The organism is Streptomyces sp. NBC_01214 (genome assembly GCF_026340975.1).
In the GTDB taxonomy this organism is placed as follows: Bacteria; Actinomycetota; Actinomycetes; order Streptomycetales; family Streptomycetaceae; genus Streptomyces.
This window is the reverse complement of sequence record NZ_JAPEOS010000002.1, coordinates 1,615,389-1,633,176: the sequence shown is the minus strand read 5'-3', so window position 1 is coordinate 1,633,176 and position 17,788 is coordinate 1,615,389. Positions and strand designations below refer to the sequence as shown.

At 71.5% G+C, this 17,788-nt stretch carries 13 protein-coding genes, 1 pseudogene and 1 riboswitch; of the genes and pseudogenes, 2 read left to right on the top strand and 12 right to left on the bottom strand.

Going from position 1 to position 17,788, the window contains the following annotated elements; translation table 11 throughout:
• Window positions 1–96: 96 nt before the first annotated feature.
• From OG594_RS32300 to OG594_RS32265, 8 genes and pseudogenes are all read right to left on the bottom strand, one after another.
• A pseudogene (locus OG594_RS32300) lies at window positions 97–249 on the bottom strand (thymidine kinase); the annotation flags it as partial.
• 191 nt (window positions 250–440) lie between these two features.
• Entirely contained in the window at window positions 441–1,529 is a 1,089-nt protein-coding gene (locus tag OG594_RS32295; protein ID WP_266605773.1) for a hypothetical protein, read from the bottom strand.
• Window positions 1,530–1,559: 30 nt separating this feature from the next.
• Window positions 1,560–2,723, bottom strand: coding sequence for a hypothetical protein (locus OG594_RS32290; RefSeq protein WP_266605771.1), 1,164 nt, complete (start codon window positions 2,721–2,723; stop codon window positions 1,560–1,562).
• A 19-nt stretch (window positions 2,724–2,742) separates the two neighbouring features.
• Window positions 2,743–3,093, bottom strand: coding sequence for an RHS repeat domain-containing protein (locus tag OG594_RS32285; RefSeq protein WP_266606663.1), 351 nt, complete (start codon window positions 3,091–3,093; stop codon window positions 2,743–2,745).
• Window positions 3,094–3,477: 384 nt separating this feature from the next.
• Window positions 3,478–4,128, bottom strand: a complete 651-nt coding sequence (locus OG594_RS32280; protein WP_266605769.1) for a thymidine kinase — start codon at window positions 4,126–4,128, stop codon at window positions 3,478–3,480.
• A 75-nt stretch (window positions 4,129–4,203) separates the two neighbouring features.
• Complete coding sequence (locus tag OG594_RS32275; protein WP_266605767.1) at window positions 4,204–5,406, bottom strand: alkaline phosphatase family protein; 1,203 nt, start codon at window positions 5,404–5,406, stop codon at window positions 4,204–4,206.
• The gene (locus OG594_RS32270) at window positions 5,406–6,005 is read right to left on the bottom strand and encodes a DUF5998 family protein (protein WP_069924106.1); all 600 of its coding nucleotides are present in this window, start codon (window positions 6,003–6,005) and stop codon (window positions 5,406–5,408) included. Before OG594_RS32270 ends, OG594_RS32275 begins: the two co-directional genes overlap by 1 nt.
• A gap of 50 nt (window positions 6,006–6,055) precedes the next feature.
• On the bottom strand, window positions 6,056–8,845 hold the full coding sequence (locus OG594_RS32265; protein ID WP_266605764.1) for a bifunctional GNAT family N-acetyltransferase/acetate--CoA ligase family protein: 2,790 nt from the start codon (window positions 8,843–8,845) through the stop codon (window positions 6,056–6,058).
• A 183-nt stretch (window positions 8,846–9,028) separates the two neighbouring features.
• Here OG594_RS32265 and OG594_RS32260 point away from each other — a divergent pair, with 183 nt between their 5' ends.
• Window positions 9,029–9,310: an HPr family phosphocarrier protein gene (locus OG594_RS32260; protein WP_266605762.1), complete on the top strand. Its 282-nt coding sequence runs from the start codon at window positions 9,029–9,031 to the stop codon at window positions 9,308–9,310.
• A 901-nt stretch (window positions 9,311–10,211) separates the two neighbouring features.
• Here OG594_RS32260 and OG594_RS32255 read toward each other — a convergent pair.
• The 4 genes from OG594_RS32255 to OG594_RS32240 all read right to left on the bottom strand — a co-directional run bounded on the left by OG594_RS32255 (window position 10,212) and on the right by OG594_RS32240 (window position 15,018).
• Window positions 10,212–10,889 carry a GntR family transcriptional regulator gene (locus OG594_RS32255; protein WP_266605760.1) on the bottom strand — a complete coding sequence of 226 codons (678 nt, stop codon included), beginning with the start codon at window positions 10,887–10,889 and terminating at the stop codon, window positions 10,212–10,214.
• Between the two features lie 186 nt (window positions 10,890–11,075).
• On the bottom strand, window positions 11,076–11,879 hold the full coding sequence (locus tag OG594_RS32250) for a M23 family metallopeptidase (protein ID WP_266605758.1): 804 nt from the start codon (window positions 11,877–11,879) through the stop codon (window positions 11,076–11,078).
• A gap of 12 nt (window positions 11,880–11,891) precedes the next feature.
• A riboswitch (cyclic di-AMP (ydaO/yuaA leader) is annotated at window positions 11,892–12,051 on the bottom strand.
• A gap of 217 nt (window positions 12,052–12,268) precedes the next feature.
• The gene (locus tag OG594_RS32245) at window positions 12,269–13,636 is read right to left on the bottom strand and encodes a pitrilysin family protein (RefSeq protein WP_266606662.1); all 1,368 of its coding nucleotides are present in this window, start codon (window positions 13,634–13,636) and stop codon (window positions 12,269–12,271) included.
• Between the two features lie 20 nt (window positions 13,637–13,656).
• Entirely contained in the window at window positions 13,657–15,018 is a 1,362-nt protein-coding gene (locus OG594_RS32240) for a pitrilysin family protein (RefSeq protein WP_266605756.1), read from the bottom strand.
• 265 nt (window positions 15,019–15,283) lie between these two features.
• Here OG594_RS32240 and OG594_RS32235 point away from each other — a divergent pair, with 265 nt between their 5' ends.
• Entirely contained in the window at window positions 15,284–17,740 is a 2,457-nt protein-coding gene (locus OG594_RS32235; protein WP_266605754.1) for a DNA topoisomerase (ATP-hydrolyzing) subunit A, read from the top strand.
• The last annotated feature ends 48 nt before the right edge of the window (window positions 17,741–17,788 follow it).

Below are 17,788 nucleotides of genomic sequence, written 5' to 3'. Positions count from 1 at the left end.
CTAAGAGACACGCAGGCGTCGAACGGTTCCGGTACGGCCGTCGGCAAACGGGGCGGAGCCTCGGAGAGCCGGCCCCCGGCCGGGCGTTCGCCGCGGTCAGGAGTGGTTGACGGGGAGGACGTCCGGGGAGAGGGCGCCGGCGTGGGCCGCGGCCGAGGTCATCCGCTTGCGGTGGTGGCGGCGGCAGAGGACCTCGTAGCCGATCTCGCCGGCCGGGCGGTTCACGTCGCCGACCACCACCTGGGCGCCCCCTTCGCGGCCCAGTTGACGGTCCGCCTGCTGGACCACACCAGCTCGACGGCGCCCTGCTTGAACTCCTGTTCCTACCGGGCAACACCCACCAGGACACCTCCACATCGGATCCCAGGGGCCGATCGTCAAGAGATGTCCACCAACCGGGGCAAATCCCAAGGAACACGTCACCAGTCGGGAAGGCTCGTCTACTGGAAGCTGAGCCGGTGCGGATGCGTAGGGGTGGCGGGGCACGTGTGGACGCGCATGAGGCCGCGGCCGAGGTAGACGCCGGTCGGGTCGCTGATCCGGCTGTCCGGCAGGGAGTCCTGATCCTCCAGCGGGATCCAGCTCTCCGAGGCTCCGTCCCATTCGCTGACGGCCACGGTGAGCAGGGGCGGCATAGGTGCTCCGCATACTCCACAAGCGATGTGCGCCGGGTCGGTGAGGTGCCACGAGGCGAAGCCGCCGACCTTCCAACCGGGCGCGATGGACAGATCGCCCCGGTAGGTGACCTCGTCATCCTCATCCGCGCGTGCGACGGCCATGGCAGCCTCGTACTCCTCGTAGGTGTCGAAGCTGGAGGGGGCGCAGGAGTCGAAGGCGTCATCGTCCTCTTCGTCGTCTCCCACTTCCCACGTTTCGATGGCCTCCTGAAGCTCCTCATCCAGGAGACCTTCGTACTCGTGCTCCACCACGCGTTCGGGGTGGAGCACGCACGTGTTCGGTACGCATTCGGCCCTGCCCACCGCCGCCGGTTCCGGGACCACGGCGAGGACGTCGTGCACGTCCTGGGAGCGCCGCCACTTCAGCACGACGTCGATAGTCCGGTCGGGACCGTGCACTTCGAAAGGGCACCAGAGGACCTGGAGCAGGTCACAGCCTTCTGGTCCGGTGAGGTCGGGGACGTCACGGGCGAAGAGCTGTGCGACGGCGAGCAGCGGAATCGGGTCAGCGTCGCCGATCTGCGGGGCGCACGGTCCTGGCTGGAGGCTATCCAAGACCTCGCGTTCCGCGTCCGTAGGACCCGACCTGGGATCGCGGTGCCATGCCTCGTCGAGGATCCGCCGCTGGAGGCGCACGTCCGACAGACGGTGCCCCCTGCCTTTCGGGTGGACCGCGGTGCACACGGGCCACGGCTCGTCGGCGGGCCACAGGAACGGGCCGGCTACCGAACTGTCGTTAGCTTTCGGGGAGCCGTGGCGCGGGTGGAGGCGGGTGCTGGTACGGCGGTAGTCGGCGAGTGCGGGGAACAAGGCCTCGGCGTCGACCGGGCGGGGCGGGGTGGTGCGGGTCATGCGATCCTCACTTGCTGTTCGGGGCCGGTGTTACACGCCGGTTCTGACGCCGGCCGCAGGATTCTCGAGGCTGTGGGTGAAGGTGAAGCCCTTGTTCCCGAATGCTGTGAAGTCCAGACGGATGGGTATGGGGTTGGTTCCCTCGTAGATCGGCCCCAGGCCGTCAGGGGACACGCGGTGTTTGGCGGTACGCCGTCCCAGTGGGTCATACGTGTACTGCCACAAGGTGCCGTCCGGGGTGGTGCAGGAAACCAGGTGGTCTTCGGCGTCGTATGCGTAACGCCAGATGTCGGGCTTGCGGGAGAGTCTGGCGCACCGTCGCATGACGACGCGGCCTGCGGCGTCGTGTTCGTAGGTGACAGCGCCAGCGGATGTCACACGGGTTCCGAGGTAGGTGCGGGGCCCACGGGCTTCGCTGTGGCCGGCTGCTCGTGGCCAGTCGGCCTGAGTCTGGTTGCCCGCGCCGTCGTACGCGTACGTCTCCGTCCAGCCGGGTGCTTCGATGCTGAGCGGTCGCCCCATCATGGGGTCGAGTGAGATCTGCTTGTCCCACCTGGCCCCGGCTACCGACTCCGTGATCCGCACCGGGTAACCGTCAGGGCGATACGTGTAGTTCCGGACGGGCGAGGCGGTGCTGCCGCTGGTCACTGACTGGCTGATGGGCCGGCTGCGGTTGTCCCACGTCGTATGCAGGGAGACGGGGGCCGACGGCGATCCCCAGGTGCGGGTCAGTTCACGGCCGAGTACGTCGTGGGTGAAGGCGGTCGTGTGTCCGTCGGTCGTGAGCGAGAGGCGGTCGCCCGCTTCGGTGTAGGTGGTGTGGCTGACAGCACCTGAGGGCGTGGTGCGCGCGAGACGGCGGCCCAGCAGGTCGTAGCTGTAGCGGCTGGTGCGGCCGTCGACGGTTTCGGAGATCAGCCGTCCCATGGCGTCGCGTTCCTTGACGACGGCGGAGCCCGGCGACCGGGCGGAGACGAGTTCGCCAGCACGGTCGTAGGTGTAGCGAACGAGGTGCCCTTCGATCTCGCGGGAGGTCAACCGGTCCATGGAGTCCCACGTGTACGCGGCCGACACCCCCTGAGAACCCGTACGGGATGTCAAACGGCCTGCCTGATCGTAGGCGTAGTGGGTCCGGCGGCCGTCGAAGTCGGCCTCGGCGACGAGCCGTCCCGCGTGGTGTAGCTGTAGCTCCATGTCTGTCCGAGCGGGTTGGTCACCTGAACCAGGCGCAGTTCGGTGTCGTAGCGCAGCTCATGGCGAGCCCATCTGCCGAGATACGGGCGAGGGGCTTGTCGAAGTGACCGTACTCGGTGGTTGTGACACCGCCGTGGGCGTCGATGTGGGCGAGGCAGTTGCCCTCAGGGTCCCAGCGCCAGGACTCGCGGCTGCCGTCGGCGGTGACGCGGTGCAGCAGCCGGTCGTCGGCATCCCAGGTGAAGCGCTGTGCGCTGCCCGCGGGATCGGTGATCCTGACGGGGCGGCCCCGGTGGTCGCGCTCCACCGTGGTGACGCCCCCGTCGGAACTGGTGATCTCCAGGGGAAGTCCCGCGCGGTTGGCGTGGATGCGCGTCGTGGAACCGAGAGAGCTTGATCCCGTGGTGTCGGGTGTTGCGAGGAGATGGTGGCTTCGCCAGTGAGGCGGCGGGCCTTGAGGTCGCTCATCGCAGGAGCGTTGCGCATGGCCCGTGCACCGCGGTCAGCCGATTCGGTCAAACAGCGCAAGCTCGGGGGGAAGACGCCCCCGCCGACCGGGGCCTCGGCCCGCCGCACCTCTCCGAACACCGGGCACCACCCATCAGAACGCCTCCGTCTCGGATCCCACGATCCGATCTTCAAGAGATGTCCACAACCGGGGGCAAACCCCAGCGTCATCTAAGCCCCTGGCCGGCTACGAGGCAGGCCAGCGATGCACCATGTCAGTGACGATCACGGGAAAGGCGCAGGGCGGTCAGGAGTGGTTGACGGGGAGCACGTCCGGGGAGAGGGCGCCGGCGTGGGCCGCGGCCGAGGTCATCCGCTTGCGGTGGTGGCGGCGGCAGAGGACCTCGTAGCCGATCTCGCCGGCCGGGCGGTTCACGTCGCCGACCACCACCTGGGCGCCCTCGACGACCATCTCCCCGCCCACCGTACGGGCGTTGTGCGTGGCGCGGGCACCGCACCAGCACAGGGCCTCCACCTGGAGCTGCTCCAGCCGGTCCGCCAGCTCGATCAGGCGCTGCGAGCCCGGGAAGAGCTTCGTCCGGAAGTCCGTCGTGATGCCGAAGGCGAAGACGTCCATGTCCAAGTCGTCCACGATGCGCGCCAGTTGATCGATCTGGACGGGGGCCAGGAACTGGGCCTCGTCCACGATCACGTAGTCCGCCCTGCCGCCCTGGGAGATCTGCGCGACCAGGTACGCGTACAGGTCCATGCCCTCCGGCGCCTCGACCGCCTCCGTCACCAACCCGAGACGGGAGGACAGCTTGCCCTCGCCCGCCCGGTCGTCACGGGTGAAGATCACGCCCTGGAGTCCCCGCGCGTCACGGTTGTGGGCGATCTGGAGCGCCAGAGTGCTCTTTCCGCAGTCCATCGTTCCGGAGAAGAACACCAGCTCGGGCATGGGAAGTACGGGACCTTTCGGGTCGTGGGGGCAGGTGGTGGGCGGTGGCCGGGCCGGGTGGCCGGTCGACGAAGGTCAGGTGCGGATTTCGAGCAGCGGGACGAGCTGCTCCGCCGCGGTCATGGAGCCGTGCATTCCGGCGAGGGCGGATTCGTTCGGCTCGTTGCGCGAGGCGGTGATCGCGACATCGGCCTGGGCGGCCGCCACCACGTCGCCGATGCGCCCGAGCACGCGCTCGTCGCACTCCCCCGGCGTGCCGAACCAGCCCAGTTCCAGGGCCTCTTCGCGGCTCGCGACCCAGAACCGGTCGCCGAGCACCTCGCGCCACACGGTCAGCACGTCGGCCTCGGCGCCCGGCACCGCGTACACGTGCCGGGCCCGGCCCTCGCCGCCCAGCAGTGCGACGCCGGCGCTCAGCTCCCAGTCCTCGTCGAAGTCGATCCGGGAGTCCTCGTCGAAGGGGACGTCGACCATGCCGTGGTCCGCGGTCACGTACAGGGCGGTGCGCGGCGGCAGCTGCTCGGCGAGCCGCTGGACGAGCCGGTCGACCAGCATCAGCTGGCCGCGCCAGGCGTCGGAGTCCACGCCGTGCCGGTGGCCGGCCCCGTCGAGCTCGCTGAAGTAGGTGTAGACGAGCGAGCGGTCACCGGCCGCGAGGCGCTCGGCCGCCAGGTCCATCCGCTCCTCGCCGGTCATCCGGCCGAGGAAGGTGCCGCCGCTCAGTGCGATCTTGGTGAGCGGGGTGGTCTGGAAGGCGGGCGAGGACACCTGGGCGGTCGCCACCCCGGCCTTGTCGGCCTGCTGGAAGACGGTCGGGTACGGCTGCCAGGGCTTCGGCGAGGTCCACGGGTGCCAGCGGAGCTGGTTCATGAGTTCGCCGGTGGCGGGGTTGCGGACGGCGTAGCCGGGCAGGCCGTGGCGGGCCGGCGGCAGGCCGGTGCCCACGGAGGCGAGCGAGGTGGCGGTGGTCGCCGGGAAGCCCGCGGTGATCGGGCGTCCGGTGCCGCCGCGCGAGCTGCCGAGCAGGGAGGTGAGGTACGGGGCCTCGTCCGGGTGGGCCTTGATCTGCTCCCAGCCCATGCCGTCGACCAGGAACACGCAGTTCCGGTCGGCCGGGGTCAGCTCGGTGATGGCGGCGGTGAAACCGGGGACGCCCTGGCCCGCCACGAGCGTGGGCAGCAGGTCGGCGAGCGATCCGGCGCCGTACTCCGGGACGGGGGCGCCCGCGAGGTCCAGCAGCTCCGGCTCGGGCCACTCCTGTGCCGCGGAGTACGCCATCAGCGGGCGGAGGGGGAGGACGTCGCCGCCGTGGCCTCGCTGAGGGCCTGCGCGAAGACCAGGGTCTGGCGCACCGCCTCCGGCCCGTCGCCGGCTTCGCTGACCCGAAGGCTCAGGTCGTCGGCGGTGGAGTTGCCGGTGTAGCCGTGGTCGGAGTCGCAGTTCGGGTCGCCGCAGGCGGCCGGCTCCAGGTCGATCCGGGAGACCGCGCCCCAGCCGATGGTCAGGACGACCTCGCGGGGCAGGGTGCCCGGGGTGTAGGACTCCGGGTTGGCGACGACGCGGCTGAGCACCACGGAGGAGATGCTGGACAGCTTGACCGACTCGGTGGAGGTGGTCGCGTACGGGGAGGGGGACCCGGCGTCGGCGGCCTGCTCGTCGGTGTGGCTGACGATGAAGCGGTTGCCGGTCAGGACCAGCACGGTGACGTGACGGCGTACCTCGTTGGAGTCGAAGGTCGTCTCCTGGTGGACCAGGTACGACGAAATCGGCTCGCCGCCCACCGCGGCCTCCACGGCCTCGGCCACGAGGGCCGGGTAGTAGCCGCTGCGCTCGATCGCCGTGCGCAGCCCCTGGGTCGTCGTACCGGATTTCGCCATGAGGTCCATCCTAAGGCCCGTACGGGGCCCTCAGGCCGCGCCGTACCCGCTCAGTAACTGGGGAGGGTCCGCGGGCCGAGATCGCCGCGGGCCGGCGGGTGGGCGACGCGGACGGTGGCGCTGAGCACGGAGACGCCTTCGGCGGCGACCACGACGGGCTCCAGTGAGACGCCGATCACCTCGGGGTGGTCGTCCACGAGGCGGGACAGCCGCAGGAGCAGTTCCTCCAGGGCCGGGGTGTCCACGGGGTCGCTGCCGCGCCAGCCGAACAGGAGGGGTGCGGTCCGGATGGACCGGATCAGTCCGGCGGCGTCCCGGTCGGTGGCGGGGACGAGCCGGTGCGCGGTGTCGCCGAGCAGCTCGGAAGCGACGCCGGCGAGCCCGAAGGAGAGGACGGCGCCCGCGGCGGGGTCGATGACGGAGCGGACGACGGTGTCGACCCCGCGCGCCACCATGGCCTGCACCACGGGCTGGAGCTCGGCCGGCTTGCCCAGCGCCTCGGTGAGCTCCTCGTACGAGCGCCTCAGCTCGGCCTCGTTCGTGAGGTCGAGGCGTACGCCGCCCAGGTCCGCGCGGTGGCGCAGGTGCGGGGCGGTGGTCTTGAGCGCCACCGGGTAGCCCAGCACCCCGGCGGCGCGGACCGCCGCGTCGGTGCTCGGCGCGGGCAGGGTGGGCAGGACGCGGATCCCGTAGCCCGCGAGCAGCTCGCGGGCGTCCCGGTCGGTCAGGGTCAGCACGGCGCCGGGGTCGACGTCCGTCAGCAGCCGGGCCAGCCGGTCCGCGGTCCCGGCCTCGTCGATGTCCTCGTATTCGGGGACGCGCCCGTCGTCGTCGGCGGTGGCCCGGCGCCACTGCCCGTACCGGACGGCTTCGGCGACGGCCTTGACCGCGCGTTCGGCAGCGGGGTAGCTGGGGATGCTGTCGCCGGCGGCGGTCAGCGGACCGGCCGGTGCGTGGGGGGCCGGGTCCGCCACGGGGCCCCAGTTGCGGGACGGGGCGGGGTGCGGGGCGCCGCGCACGGCGGACAGGGCTTCGACGAGCTCGCCGAGCTCGACGTGCACCACCGCGACCGGCTTGCCCGGGTATTCGGCCACGGCTTCGCGCAGGGCACCGGCCAGGTCGTCCGCCGGAGCGTCCTCGCTCACCCAGGGGATCGCCGTGACCACCACCGCGTCGCAGTCCTCGGAACGCAGCGCATCGGTCAGGGCGGTGCGGAAGTCGGCCGGCGCGGCCGCCGTCGTCAGGTCCAGCGGTGGCAGCGGCCGCAGGCCCTGGGTGAGGCAGGCGTCGTAGGTGAGGATCCCGAGGGATTCGGAGTTGCCGAGGATCGCGATCCGGGGCCCGGCGGGCAGCGGCTGCGCCGCCAGCAGGAGGCCGACGTCCACCAGCTCGGTGACCGTGTCGACGCGGATGACACCGGCCTGGCGCAGCAGGGCGGAGACGGTGGCCTCCGGCAGCCGGGTGTCGGGGACGACGTGCCCGGCCGGGCTGTGCCGGCCGCCCTTGGCGACGACCACCGGCTTGACGGCCGCGGTCCGGCGGGCGAGTCGGGTGAACTTCCGCGGGTTGCCGAGGGTTTCGAGGTAGAGCAGGGCGACGTCGGTCGCCTCGTCGTCGTACCAGTACTGGAGGATGTCGTTTCCGGACACGTCGGCGCGGTTGCCCGCGGAGACGAAGGAGGACAGGCCCTCGCCGCGCCGGAGCAGGGCCGAGAGCAGGGCGATCCCGATCGCCCCGGACTGCGTGAACAGGCCGATCCGGCCGCGGGTGGGCATCGGCGCGGGGGTCAGGGAGGCGTTGAGTTCCACCTCCGGCGCGGTGTTGATCACGCCGTAGGCGTTCGGTCCGATCAGCCGCATCCCGTACGAGCGCACCTGCCGCACCAGTTCGCGCTGGCGGGCGAGTCCGGCCGGGCCGCTCTCGCCGTACCCGGCGGACAGGACGACGAGCCCCTGCACCCCGTGCTCGCCGCAGGCGGCCACCGCTTCGGGGACCCGGTCGGCCGGGACCGCGATCACCGCGAGGTCGACCGGGGCTCCGATGGCGTCGATGCTGCGGTAGGCCCGTACGCCGTCGAGCAGGTCGCGGGTGACGGCCTCGTTGACGGCGTAGAGGTGGCCGTGGAAGCCGCTGTCGCGCAGGTTGCGCAGTGCGGCCGCGCCCACGCCCGCACCGGAGCGGCTGACTCCGACGACGGCCACCGAGCCGGGGGCCAGCAGTCGCTGCACCGAGTGGGCCTCGGCCCGCTGTTCGCGGGCGCGCTGCACGGCGAGGGACTCGGCGGTGGGTTCGAGGTCGAGGGTGAGGTGGACGGAGCCGTCCTCGAAGCTGCGCTTCTGCTGGTAGCCGGCGTCCGTGAAGACTTTGATCATCTTGGTGTTGGCGGGCAGCACCTCGGCGGCGAACCGCCGGATGCCGCGCTCGCGGGCCACCGCGCCGATGTGTTCGAGGAGGGTGGAGGCGACCCCGCGGCCCTGGTGGGCGTCCTGGACGAGGAAGGCGACCTCGGCCTCGTCGGCGGGTCCGGAGGCGGGCCGGCCGTCGGCGCCGATGCGGTCGTAGCGGACGGTGCCGATGAACTCGCCGCCGATGGTCGCGGCGAGCCCGACCCGGTCCACGTAGTCGTGGTGCGTGAAGCGGTGCACGTCGCGGTCGGAGAGCCGGGGGTAGGGAGCGAAGAACCGGTAGTACTTCGACTCGTCCGAGACCTGCTCGTAGAAGCTGACGAGCCGGCCCGCGTCCTCGGTGGTGATGGGCCTGATCCGGGCGGTGCCGCCGTCGCGCAGGACGACATCGGCTTCCCAGTGGGCCGGGTACGAGGGGTCCGACTCGATGGTCATGGGCCTACCTTACGGCCGGATCGGGCCGTGGAGCCCTCGCGCGGCGCCGAGGCAGGACAGGACGAATCAGGGCAAGCTGGGGAAGGCCGAACGGCGGAAAATTCAGGCCGAAGGTAGGTCCGAGCATTCCGGGTGCCGTGAGAGACTGGTCTAGACAACCGTAAGAACCTGAAGGGCATCACCATGGCAGAGCGCCGCGTCAACGTTGGTTGGGCCGAGGGCCTGCACGCTCGTCCCGCCTCGATCTTCGTCCGTGCGACGACCACTTCCGGCGTCCCGGTGACCATCGCGAAGTCCGGTGGCGACCCCGTCAACGCCGCCTCCATGCTGGCGGTCCTGGGCCTGGGCGCCCAGGGCGGCGAGGAGATCGTCCTCGCCTCCGAGGCCGAGGGTGCGGACGCCGCGCTCGACCGCCTCGCGAAGCTGGTCGCCGAGGGTCTCGAGGAGCTCCCCGAGACCGTCTGACCCTTCGGGTTCGACTCCACGCGCGAAGCCGCGGCCCCCGCTCCGGGGGACCGCGGCTTCGTCGTCCACCAGAGCCCGGACCACCGCCCGGCCCCAGCGTCCGCCCCGGGGCCGCACTCGCGAGCCGACCTCCGGCCCGGGAACCGGCACCGCGAGCCGGGCTCCGGCCCAAGGGGCCACACCCGCGGATCGGGAAGCCGACTCAGGGCCACACTTCGCGAGCCGACCTCCGACCCGGGGCGACCTCCGACCCGGGGCGACCTCCAGCTCGGGAACCGGCACCGCGAGCCGGGCTCCGGCCCAGTGGGCCACACCCGCGGATCGGGAAGCCGACTCAGGGCCGCACTTCGCGAGCCGGGCTCCGGCCCGGGACGGTCGCGGGCTCAGGGTCCGGGCTCCGACTCGGGGTTGCCTTCCCGCCTGGGCACCGCGCCCGCGAGCCGAGCTCCGACTCAGGATTGCCTTACGGCTCGGAGGCCATGCCCGGGAGCCGAGCTCAGGCCCGGGGTTGCCTTCCGGCTCAGGGCCGCACTTCGCGAGCCGGCCTCCGGCCCGGGAACGGTCGCGGGCTCGGGGGTCGGGCTCCGACTCCGGGTTGTCTTCCGGCCTGGGCGCCACGCCCGGGAGCCGAGCTCCGGCCCGGGGGCCACGCCCGGGAGCCGCACTCGCGGGCGCACCCCGGAGCCGGGCTCCGGGCAGTTCTCCGGCCTCACCCCGCGGCCCCGCGGTCGGCACGGACCGCGAAGAAATACCGCCCGGCAAAAAAGGACCCGCCGGAATCCGGGCAGGCGCACGCCGAATTAAGCTCGCCCAGAATTCCGCACGGCGAATTGTTTCGACCCAGAGCAGACCGACCACCGAACAGCGAATTCGCGATCCCACCCTTTGTATACGGCGACTGTTAATGCCGGCCGCTCGACATGTTTACGGCAGGTTGCGAAGTGCTCACCGCCGGGCGGAGCCGCAGCCGGTGCGCCCCCGCCGCCCGGTCGGCGTGGACCGCGGTCAGCGCCCGCGCCCGTTCGGCGTCGCCGCGCGCCACCGCGTCCACGATCGCCCCGTGCTCCGCCCAGGAGTCCACGGGCCGGGCCGGCGCCTCCACCACGTACATCCACGCGATCTTGTGCCTCATCTGCGTGAGCAGCGCGATCAGCCCGGGGCTGCCGGAGGACTGCGCGAGCGTCTCGTGGAACCAACCGCCCAGGGACCGCAGGTCCTCGCCCTGGCCCCGCCTGGCCCGTTCCTGCCCCAGCCTGACCAGCCCGCGCAGCACCTTGAGGTGCGCGTCGGTGCGCCGCCGGGCGGCTCTCGCGGCAGCCAGCGGCTCCAGGAGCATCCGCAGCTCCAACAGGTCCGCGGCCTCCTGCTCGGTCGGCTCCGCCACGCAGGCCCCCGCGTGCCGCCGCGTGGTCACGAACCCCTCGGACTCCAGGGTCCGCAGGGCTTCGCGCACCGGGACGCGCGAGACCCCGTACCGGCGGGCCAGCACCTCCTCGGTCAGCCGGCCGCCCGGCTCGAACACCCCGGAGACGATGTCGTCGCGGATTGCTGTGCATACCGCGTGCGCAGGAATACGCAAGACCGAACCTCCGCCTATTTCCGACTGCCACCCTCATTGCACGCACATGCGCGTGCTGCGACTCTATTGCAACACACGATAATTTCCGAGAGCGGCCAGAAATACGAAACATTTACACAAGGACGCAACACGCAAAGACCCCGGCTCGGGGAGCCGGGGTCTTCGGTGAAGCGGTGCGGGGCGGTGTCAGAGGCTGACGCCGTGCGAGCGCAGGTACGCGATCGGGTCGATGTCCGAGCCGTACTGCGAGCCCGTGCGGGCTTCGAAGTGCAGGTGCGGGCCGCTGGAGTTGCCGGTGGAGCCCGACAGGCCGATCTGCTGGCCGGGGGTGACCTGCTGGCCGACGGAGACGTTCAGCGAGGTCATGTGCCCGTACTGGGTGTAGGTGCCGTCGTTGTGCTTGATGACGACGTTGTTGCCGTACGCGCCACCCCAGCCGGCCTCGACGACGGTACCGAGGCCCACCGCGTGGACCGAGGTGCCGGAGGCGGCGTGGAAGTCGATGCCCGTGTGGGAGCCGGAGGACCACATGCCGCCGCCCGCGTGGTACTGCGTGCTGACGTACGAGCCGTCCACCGGGGCGACGAAGGTGTTGAGGCGCTTGCGCTCCTCCTCGCGGGCGGCGCGCTCGGCGGCCTCGCGCTCGGCCTTCGCCTTGGCCTCCGCGAGGCGCTTGGCCTCCGCGGCCCGCTGCTTCGCGTCGGCCTCGGCCTGCGCCTTGACGGCGTCCTGCTCGGCGACGCGGTGCTGGGACTCGGCCTGGTCGGCGATGTCGCCCGCAAGGTCCTCGGCGACGACCACGGCACCCAGGCCGTTGTCCTGGCCGATGGTGCTGCTGTGGTTGTCCGCGGCGAAGGCCGGGGCGGCGAGGGAGCCGACGACGCCCGTGGTGGCGATCGCGGCGATACCGGCGTAACCGGCGGTCTTCTTGCTCAGGCGGCTGGAGCCACGGTGCTTACCGGTACCAGCGGGACGACTGCCAAACGCCATGAAGGGTTTGATCCTTTCCTTCCTTCTCGCCTACCGGGTTAGCTGACGGGTTCGGAGCAGGAAGGTCTCCTACGGACCTCCTCTTGCGAGGGGGTCCGATTCACCCCAGGGACTCATGTGGGTCCCCGGCTCCCCAGGCTCGCGCCTGACGGGGACTCGGCGATCGCTGTCCGGTGCCGCGGGTGCGGCGAGCACAACTGACGGGCAGCACGGCCGACGCTAGGCGGATCATCAGTCAATCGCCAAACAGACGCGGCTTTTTGTTGCGTACGCCACACCACATAAAAGCAACCTCGCCATTAAACGGACAAAAGGGGTTCCGGTGACCAAGTCACCAGAACCCCTTGCTGAAACCTTCAGCCGGCCCTCAATGAGCCGTCATCCGCCGGTCAGTTGGAGACGACCGTGACCTCTCCGATCCCCAGGGCCCGCACGGGCTCCTCGATCAGCGCCGCGTCGCCCACCAGGACGGTGACCAGCCGGTCCGCCGGGAAGGCCTGGACGACCGCCGTGGTCGCCTCCACCGTGCCCGTTGCGGCGAGCTGGGCGTACAACTGCGCCTGGTAGTCGTCCGGCAGCTCCTGCTCGACCTGGTCGGCGAGGGTGCCCGCGACCGAGGCCGCCGTCTCGAACTTCAGCGGGGCCACGCCCACCAGGTTCTGCACGGCGACATCGCGTTCGGCGTCGGTCAGACCGCCCTCCGCGAGGGTGCGCAGCACCTTCCAGAGGTCCTCCAGCGCCGGTCCGGTGTTCGGGGTGTCCACCGAGCCGCTGATGGCGAGCATCGAAGCGCCCTTGCCGTCCGCAGTGGAGCGCAGCACCTGGCCGAAGGCGCGCACGCCGTAGGTGTACCCCTTCTCCTCGCGCAGCACCTTGTCCAGGCGCGAAGTGAGGGTGCCGCCCAGGCAGTACGTGCCCAGCACCTGGGCCGCCCACACCCGGTCGTGGCGGTCCGCCCCGATGCGGCCGATCAGCAGCTGCGTCTGGACCGCGCCGGGCCGGTCCACGATGACCACGCGGCCGGTGTCGTCGGCGGTCACCGGCGGCACCGGGCGGGCGGCGGCGGTGTTGCCCGTCCACGTGCCCAGGGTGTCCGCGAGCACCGCGTCCAGGTCGATGCCGGTCAGGTCGCCGACGACCACCGCGGTGGCGGTGGCGGGGCGTACGTGGGCCTCGTAGAAGGCGCGTACGGCGGCGGAGTCGATCCGGGCGACGGTCTCCTCGGTGCCCTGGCGCGGCCGGGACATCCGCAGGGTGGTCGGGAAGAGCTCCTTGGAGAGCTGCTGGGCGGCGCGGCGCTGCGGGTTGGCCAGCTCGTGCGGGATCTCGTCGAGCCGGTTGCGCACCAGCCGGTCGACCTCGGCGTCGGCGAAGGCGGGGGCGCGCAGCGCCTCGGCGAGCAGGCCCAGCGCCTTGGCCAGGCGGGAGGCCGGGACCTCCAGCGAGACCCGCAGGCCCGGGTGGTCGGCGTGCGCGTCCAGGGTGGCGCCGCAGCGCTCCAGCTCGGCCGCGAACTCTTCGGCGGAGTGCTTGTCGGTGCCCTCGGACAAGGCCCGCGCCATGATGGTCGCCACGCCGTCCAGGCCCGCGGGCTCGGCGTCGAGCGGTGCGGCGAGGTTGACCTCGACCGCGACGACCTGCTGGCCCGGCCGGTGGCAGCGCAGCAGGGTCAGCCCGTTGGACAGCTGTCCGCGGTCGGGGGCCGGGAAGGCCCACGGCTGCGGCTCGCCGGCCTGTGGGCGCGGGTGGAAGGTCATCGTGACGGCTGCCGTGTCGCTCACTGCTCCGCCCCCTCGTTCTCGTCGGAGTCGTCGGACTCGTCGTGCTGGTCGGACTCGTCGGCCGCGAGCGGCTCGTAGACGAGCACCGCGCGGTTGTCCGGGCGCAGTCGGGCCGCGGCCACGGCCTGCACCTCCTCGGCGGTGACGTCGAGGACGCGCTGGACGGCGGTCAGCGCCAGCTGCGGGTCGCCGAACAGCACCGCGAAGCGGCACAGTTCGTCGGCGCGGCCGGCCACCGTGCTCAGCCGGTCCAGCCACTCGCGCTCCAGCTGTGCTTGGGCGCGCTCCATCTCCTCGGCCGTCGGGCCCTCGGCGGCGAACCGCGCGAGCTCCTCGTCCACGGCCGCCTCGATGGCGGGGACCTCGACCCCGCTGGAGGTCTTGACGTCCAGCCAGCCCAGCGAGGGCGCCCCGGCCAGGCGCAGCATGCCGAAGCCGGCCGCGACGGCGCTCTGGTCGCGGCGCACCAGCCGGTTGTGCAGCAGCGAGGACTCGCCGCCGCCCAGGATGGTCAGCGCCACGTCGGCGGCGTCGCACTCGCGGGTGCCGTCGTGCGGCAGCCGGTAGGCCGCCATCAGCGCACGCGCCGGGACCTCCTCGACGATCTCCTCGCGCAGCTGCTCCCCGATGACGTCGGGCAGCGAGCCGTCACGGGGCGGCTGCTTGCCGTCGTGCCCGGGGATGGTGCCGAAGTACTTCTCGACCCAGGCGAGCGTCTGCTCGGGGTCGATGTCCCCGACGACCGAGAGCACCGCGTTGTTGGGCGCGTAGTACGTGCGGAAGAAGGTGCGCGCGTCCTCCAGGGAGGCGGCGTCCAGGTCGGCCATGGAGCCGATCGGGGTGTGGTGGTACGGGTGGCCCTCGGGGTAGGCCAGGGCGGTCAGCCGCTCGAAGGCCGTGCCGTAGGGGACGTTGTCGTACCGCTGGCGGCGCTCGTTCTTGACGACGTCGCGCTGGTTCTCCATGGACTCGTCGTCCAGGGCGGCCAGCAGGGACCCCATCCGGTCCGCCTCCAGCCAGAGCGCGAGCTCCAGCTGGTGGGTCGGCATCGTCTCGAAGTAGTTGGTGCGCTCGAAGCTGGTGGTGCCGTTGAGGGAACCGCCGGCGCCCTGGACCAGTTCGAAGTGCCCGTTGCCGGGTACGCTCGCCGACCCCTGGAACATCAGGTGCTCGAAGAGGTGAGCCAGGCCGGTGCGTCCCTTGACTTCGTGGCGCGAGCCGACGTCGTACCAGAGGCAGACCGCGGCGACCGGGGTCAGGTGGTCCTCGGACAGCACCACGCGCAGGCCGTTGGCCAGCCGGTGCTCGGTCGCTGTCAGGCCGCCGGAGCCGGCCTGGGCTGTGGCCGTGTGACCCATGGGCATGTGGTCCCTTCGATCGCGATGCAGAGATTTCTTATCGACCTGCCACTGTATGCAAGCGCGCCGACCGCCGGATAAGTTCCCGGGTCACTCCCCCGCACTCCGTCCGGGGGACCCCCGGGGTCGGAGTCGGCGTTGTCGGTGCGTCGGGCCACAATGGTCCGCGTCGTACCCTCGCCGGACACCACAAGACCGCCAGACCCAGCCAGACACCCCGCCCGACACCCAGCACACCCCATTTTGGTTAAGGAGCCGCGCAGCGATGGCCCGCCGCAGCACGAAGACCCCGCCGCCGGAGGATTTCGAGGAGAGGATCCTCGACATCGACGTCGTCGACGAAATGCAGGGCTCCTTCCTCGAGTACGCGTACTCGGTGATCTACTCCCGTGCCCTGCCCGACGCCCGGGACGGCATGAAGCCGGTGCACCGGCGCATCGTCTACCAGATGAACGAGATGGGCCTGCGCCCCGACCGCGGCTACGTGAAGTGCGCCCGTGTCGTCGGCGAGGTCATGGGCAAGCTCCACCCGCACGGTGACGCGTCGATCTACGACGCCCTCGTGCGCATGGCCCAGCCGTTCTCCATGCGGCTGCCGCTGGTCGACGGCCACGGCAACTTCGGCTCGCTCGGCAACGACGACCCGCCGGCCGCGATGCGTTACACCGAGTGCAAGATGGCCGACGCCACCTCGCTGATGACGGAGTCGATCGACGAGGACACCGTCGACTTCACCGCCAACTACGACGGCCAGGAGCGGGAGCCGGTCGCCCTGCCCGCCGCCTACCCGAACCTGCTGGTCAACGGCGCGTCCGGGATCGCGGTCGGTATGGCCACCAACATGCCCCCGCACAACCTCGGCGAGGTCATCGCGGCCGCCCGCCACCTGATCCGGTACCCCCAGGCGGACCTGGAGGCGCTGATGCGCTTCGTACCGGGTCCCGACCTGCCCACGGGCGGCCGGATCGTCGGGCTCTCGGGCATCAAGGACGCCTACGAGAACGGCCGCGGCACCTTCAAGATCCGCGCGACGGTGGCGGTGGAGGACGTGACGGCGCGCCGCAAGGGCCTGGTCGTCACCGAACTGCCCTTCACGGTCGGCCCCGAAAAGGTCATCGCGAAGATCAAGGACCTGGTCGGCTCGAAGAAGCTCCAGGGCATCGCCGACGTCAAGGACCTCACCGACCGCTCGCACGGCCTGCGCCTGGTCATCGAGATCAAGAACGGCTTCCACCCGGAGGCCGTGCTGGAGCAGCTCTACAAGCTGACGCCGATGGAGGAGTCCTTCGGCATCAACAACGTGGCGCTGGTGGACGGGCAGCCCCTGACGCTGGGCCTCAAGGAGCTGCTGGAGGTCTACCTCGACCACCGCTTCGAGGTCGTCCGGCGGCGCAGCGAGTTCCGCCGCACCAAGCGCCGCGACCGGCTGCACCTGGTCGAGGGCCTGCTGGTGGCGCTCCTCGACATCGACGAGGTCATCCGGCTCATCCGGGACAGCGACAACTCCGCACAGGCCAAGTCCCGGCTGATGGAGCGGTTCTCGCTGAGCGAGATCCAGACCCAGTACATCCTGGACACCCCGCTGCGCCGACTCACCCGGTTCGACCGGATCGAGCTGGAGTCCGAGCGCGACCGGCTGACGGGCGAGATCGACGAGCTGACCGGGATCCTGGAGTCGGACAGCGAGCTGCGCAAGCTGGTCTCCGCGGAACTGGCGGCGGTCGCCAAGAAGTTCGGCACCGAGCGCCGTACGGTGCTGCTGGAGTCCGCGGGCACCGCAGTGGCGGCCGTTCCGCTCGAGGTGGCGGACGACCCGTGCCGGGTGCTGCTGTCCTCGACGGGCCTGCTGGCGCGTACGGCGAACGGCGAGGCGCTGCCGGAGGAGGAGGGCGGCGCCCGCGCCAAGCACGACCTGATCGTCTCGCAGGTCGCCGCGACCGCCCGGGCCGATGTCGGCGCGGTCACCTCGTACGGGCGGCTGCTGCGGCTGTCGGTGATCGACCTGCCGCAGCTGCCGGACACGCACGCCGCGCCGAACCTGGCGGGCGGCGCTCCGGTCTCGGAGTTCCTCTCGGGGCTGGAGGCGGACGAGAAGGTGATCTGCCTGACCTCGCTGGACGAGTCCTCGCAGGGCCTCGCGCTGGGCACCGAGCAGGGCGTGGTCAAGCGCGTCGTGCCGGACTACCCGGCGAACAAGGACGAGCTGGAGGTCATCACCCTCAAGGAGGGCGACCGGATCGTCGGCGCCGTCGAGCTGCGCACGGGCGAGGAGGACCTGGTCTTCATCACCGACGACGCCCAGCTGCTGCGCTACCCGGCGGGCCAGGTCCGCCCGCAGGGCCGCCCGGCAGGCGGCATGGCGGGCATCAAGCTCGCCGACGGCGCCAAGGTGATCCACTTCTCCGCCGTCGACCCGGCGCGGGACGCCCTCGTCTTCACGGTGGCGGGCTCGCAAGGGACCCTGGACGGCTCGGTGCTGTCCGGGAAGCTGACCCCCTTCGACCAGTACCCGCGCAAGGGCCGGGCCACGGGCGGCGTGCGCTGCCAGCGGTTCCTGAAGGGCGAGGACGTACTGGTCCTGGCCTGGGCGGGCGGTTCCCCCGTCCGCGCCGCGGCGGCGAACGGCACTCCGGCCGAGCTGCCGACCGTGGACCCGCGCCGGGACGGCTCCGGGGCGGCGCTGCCGGCGGTGGTCGCGGCGCTGGCGGGAGCCGCGCTGTAGGTCGCGGGAGGGCGTTCGGGTGGTGCGACCGGGGGGACGTACCACCCG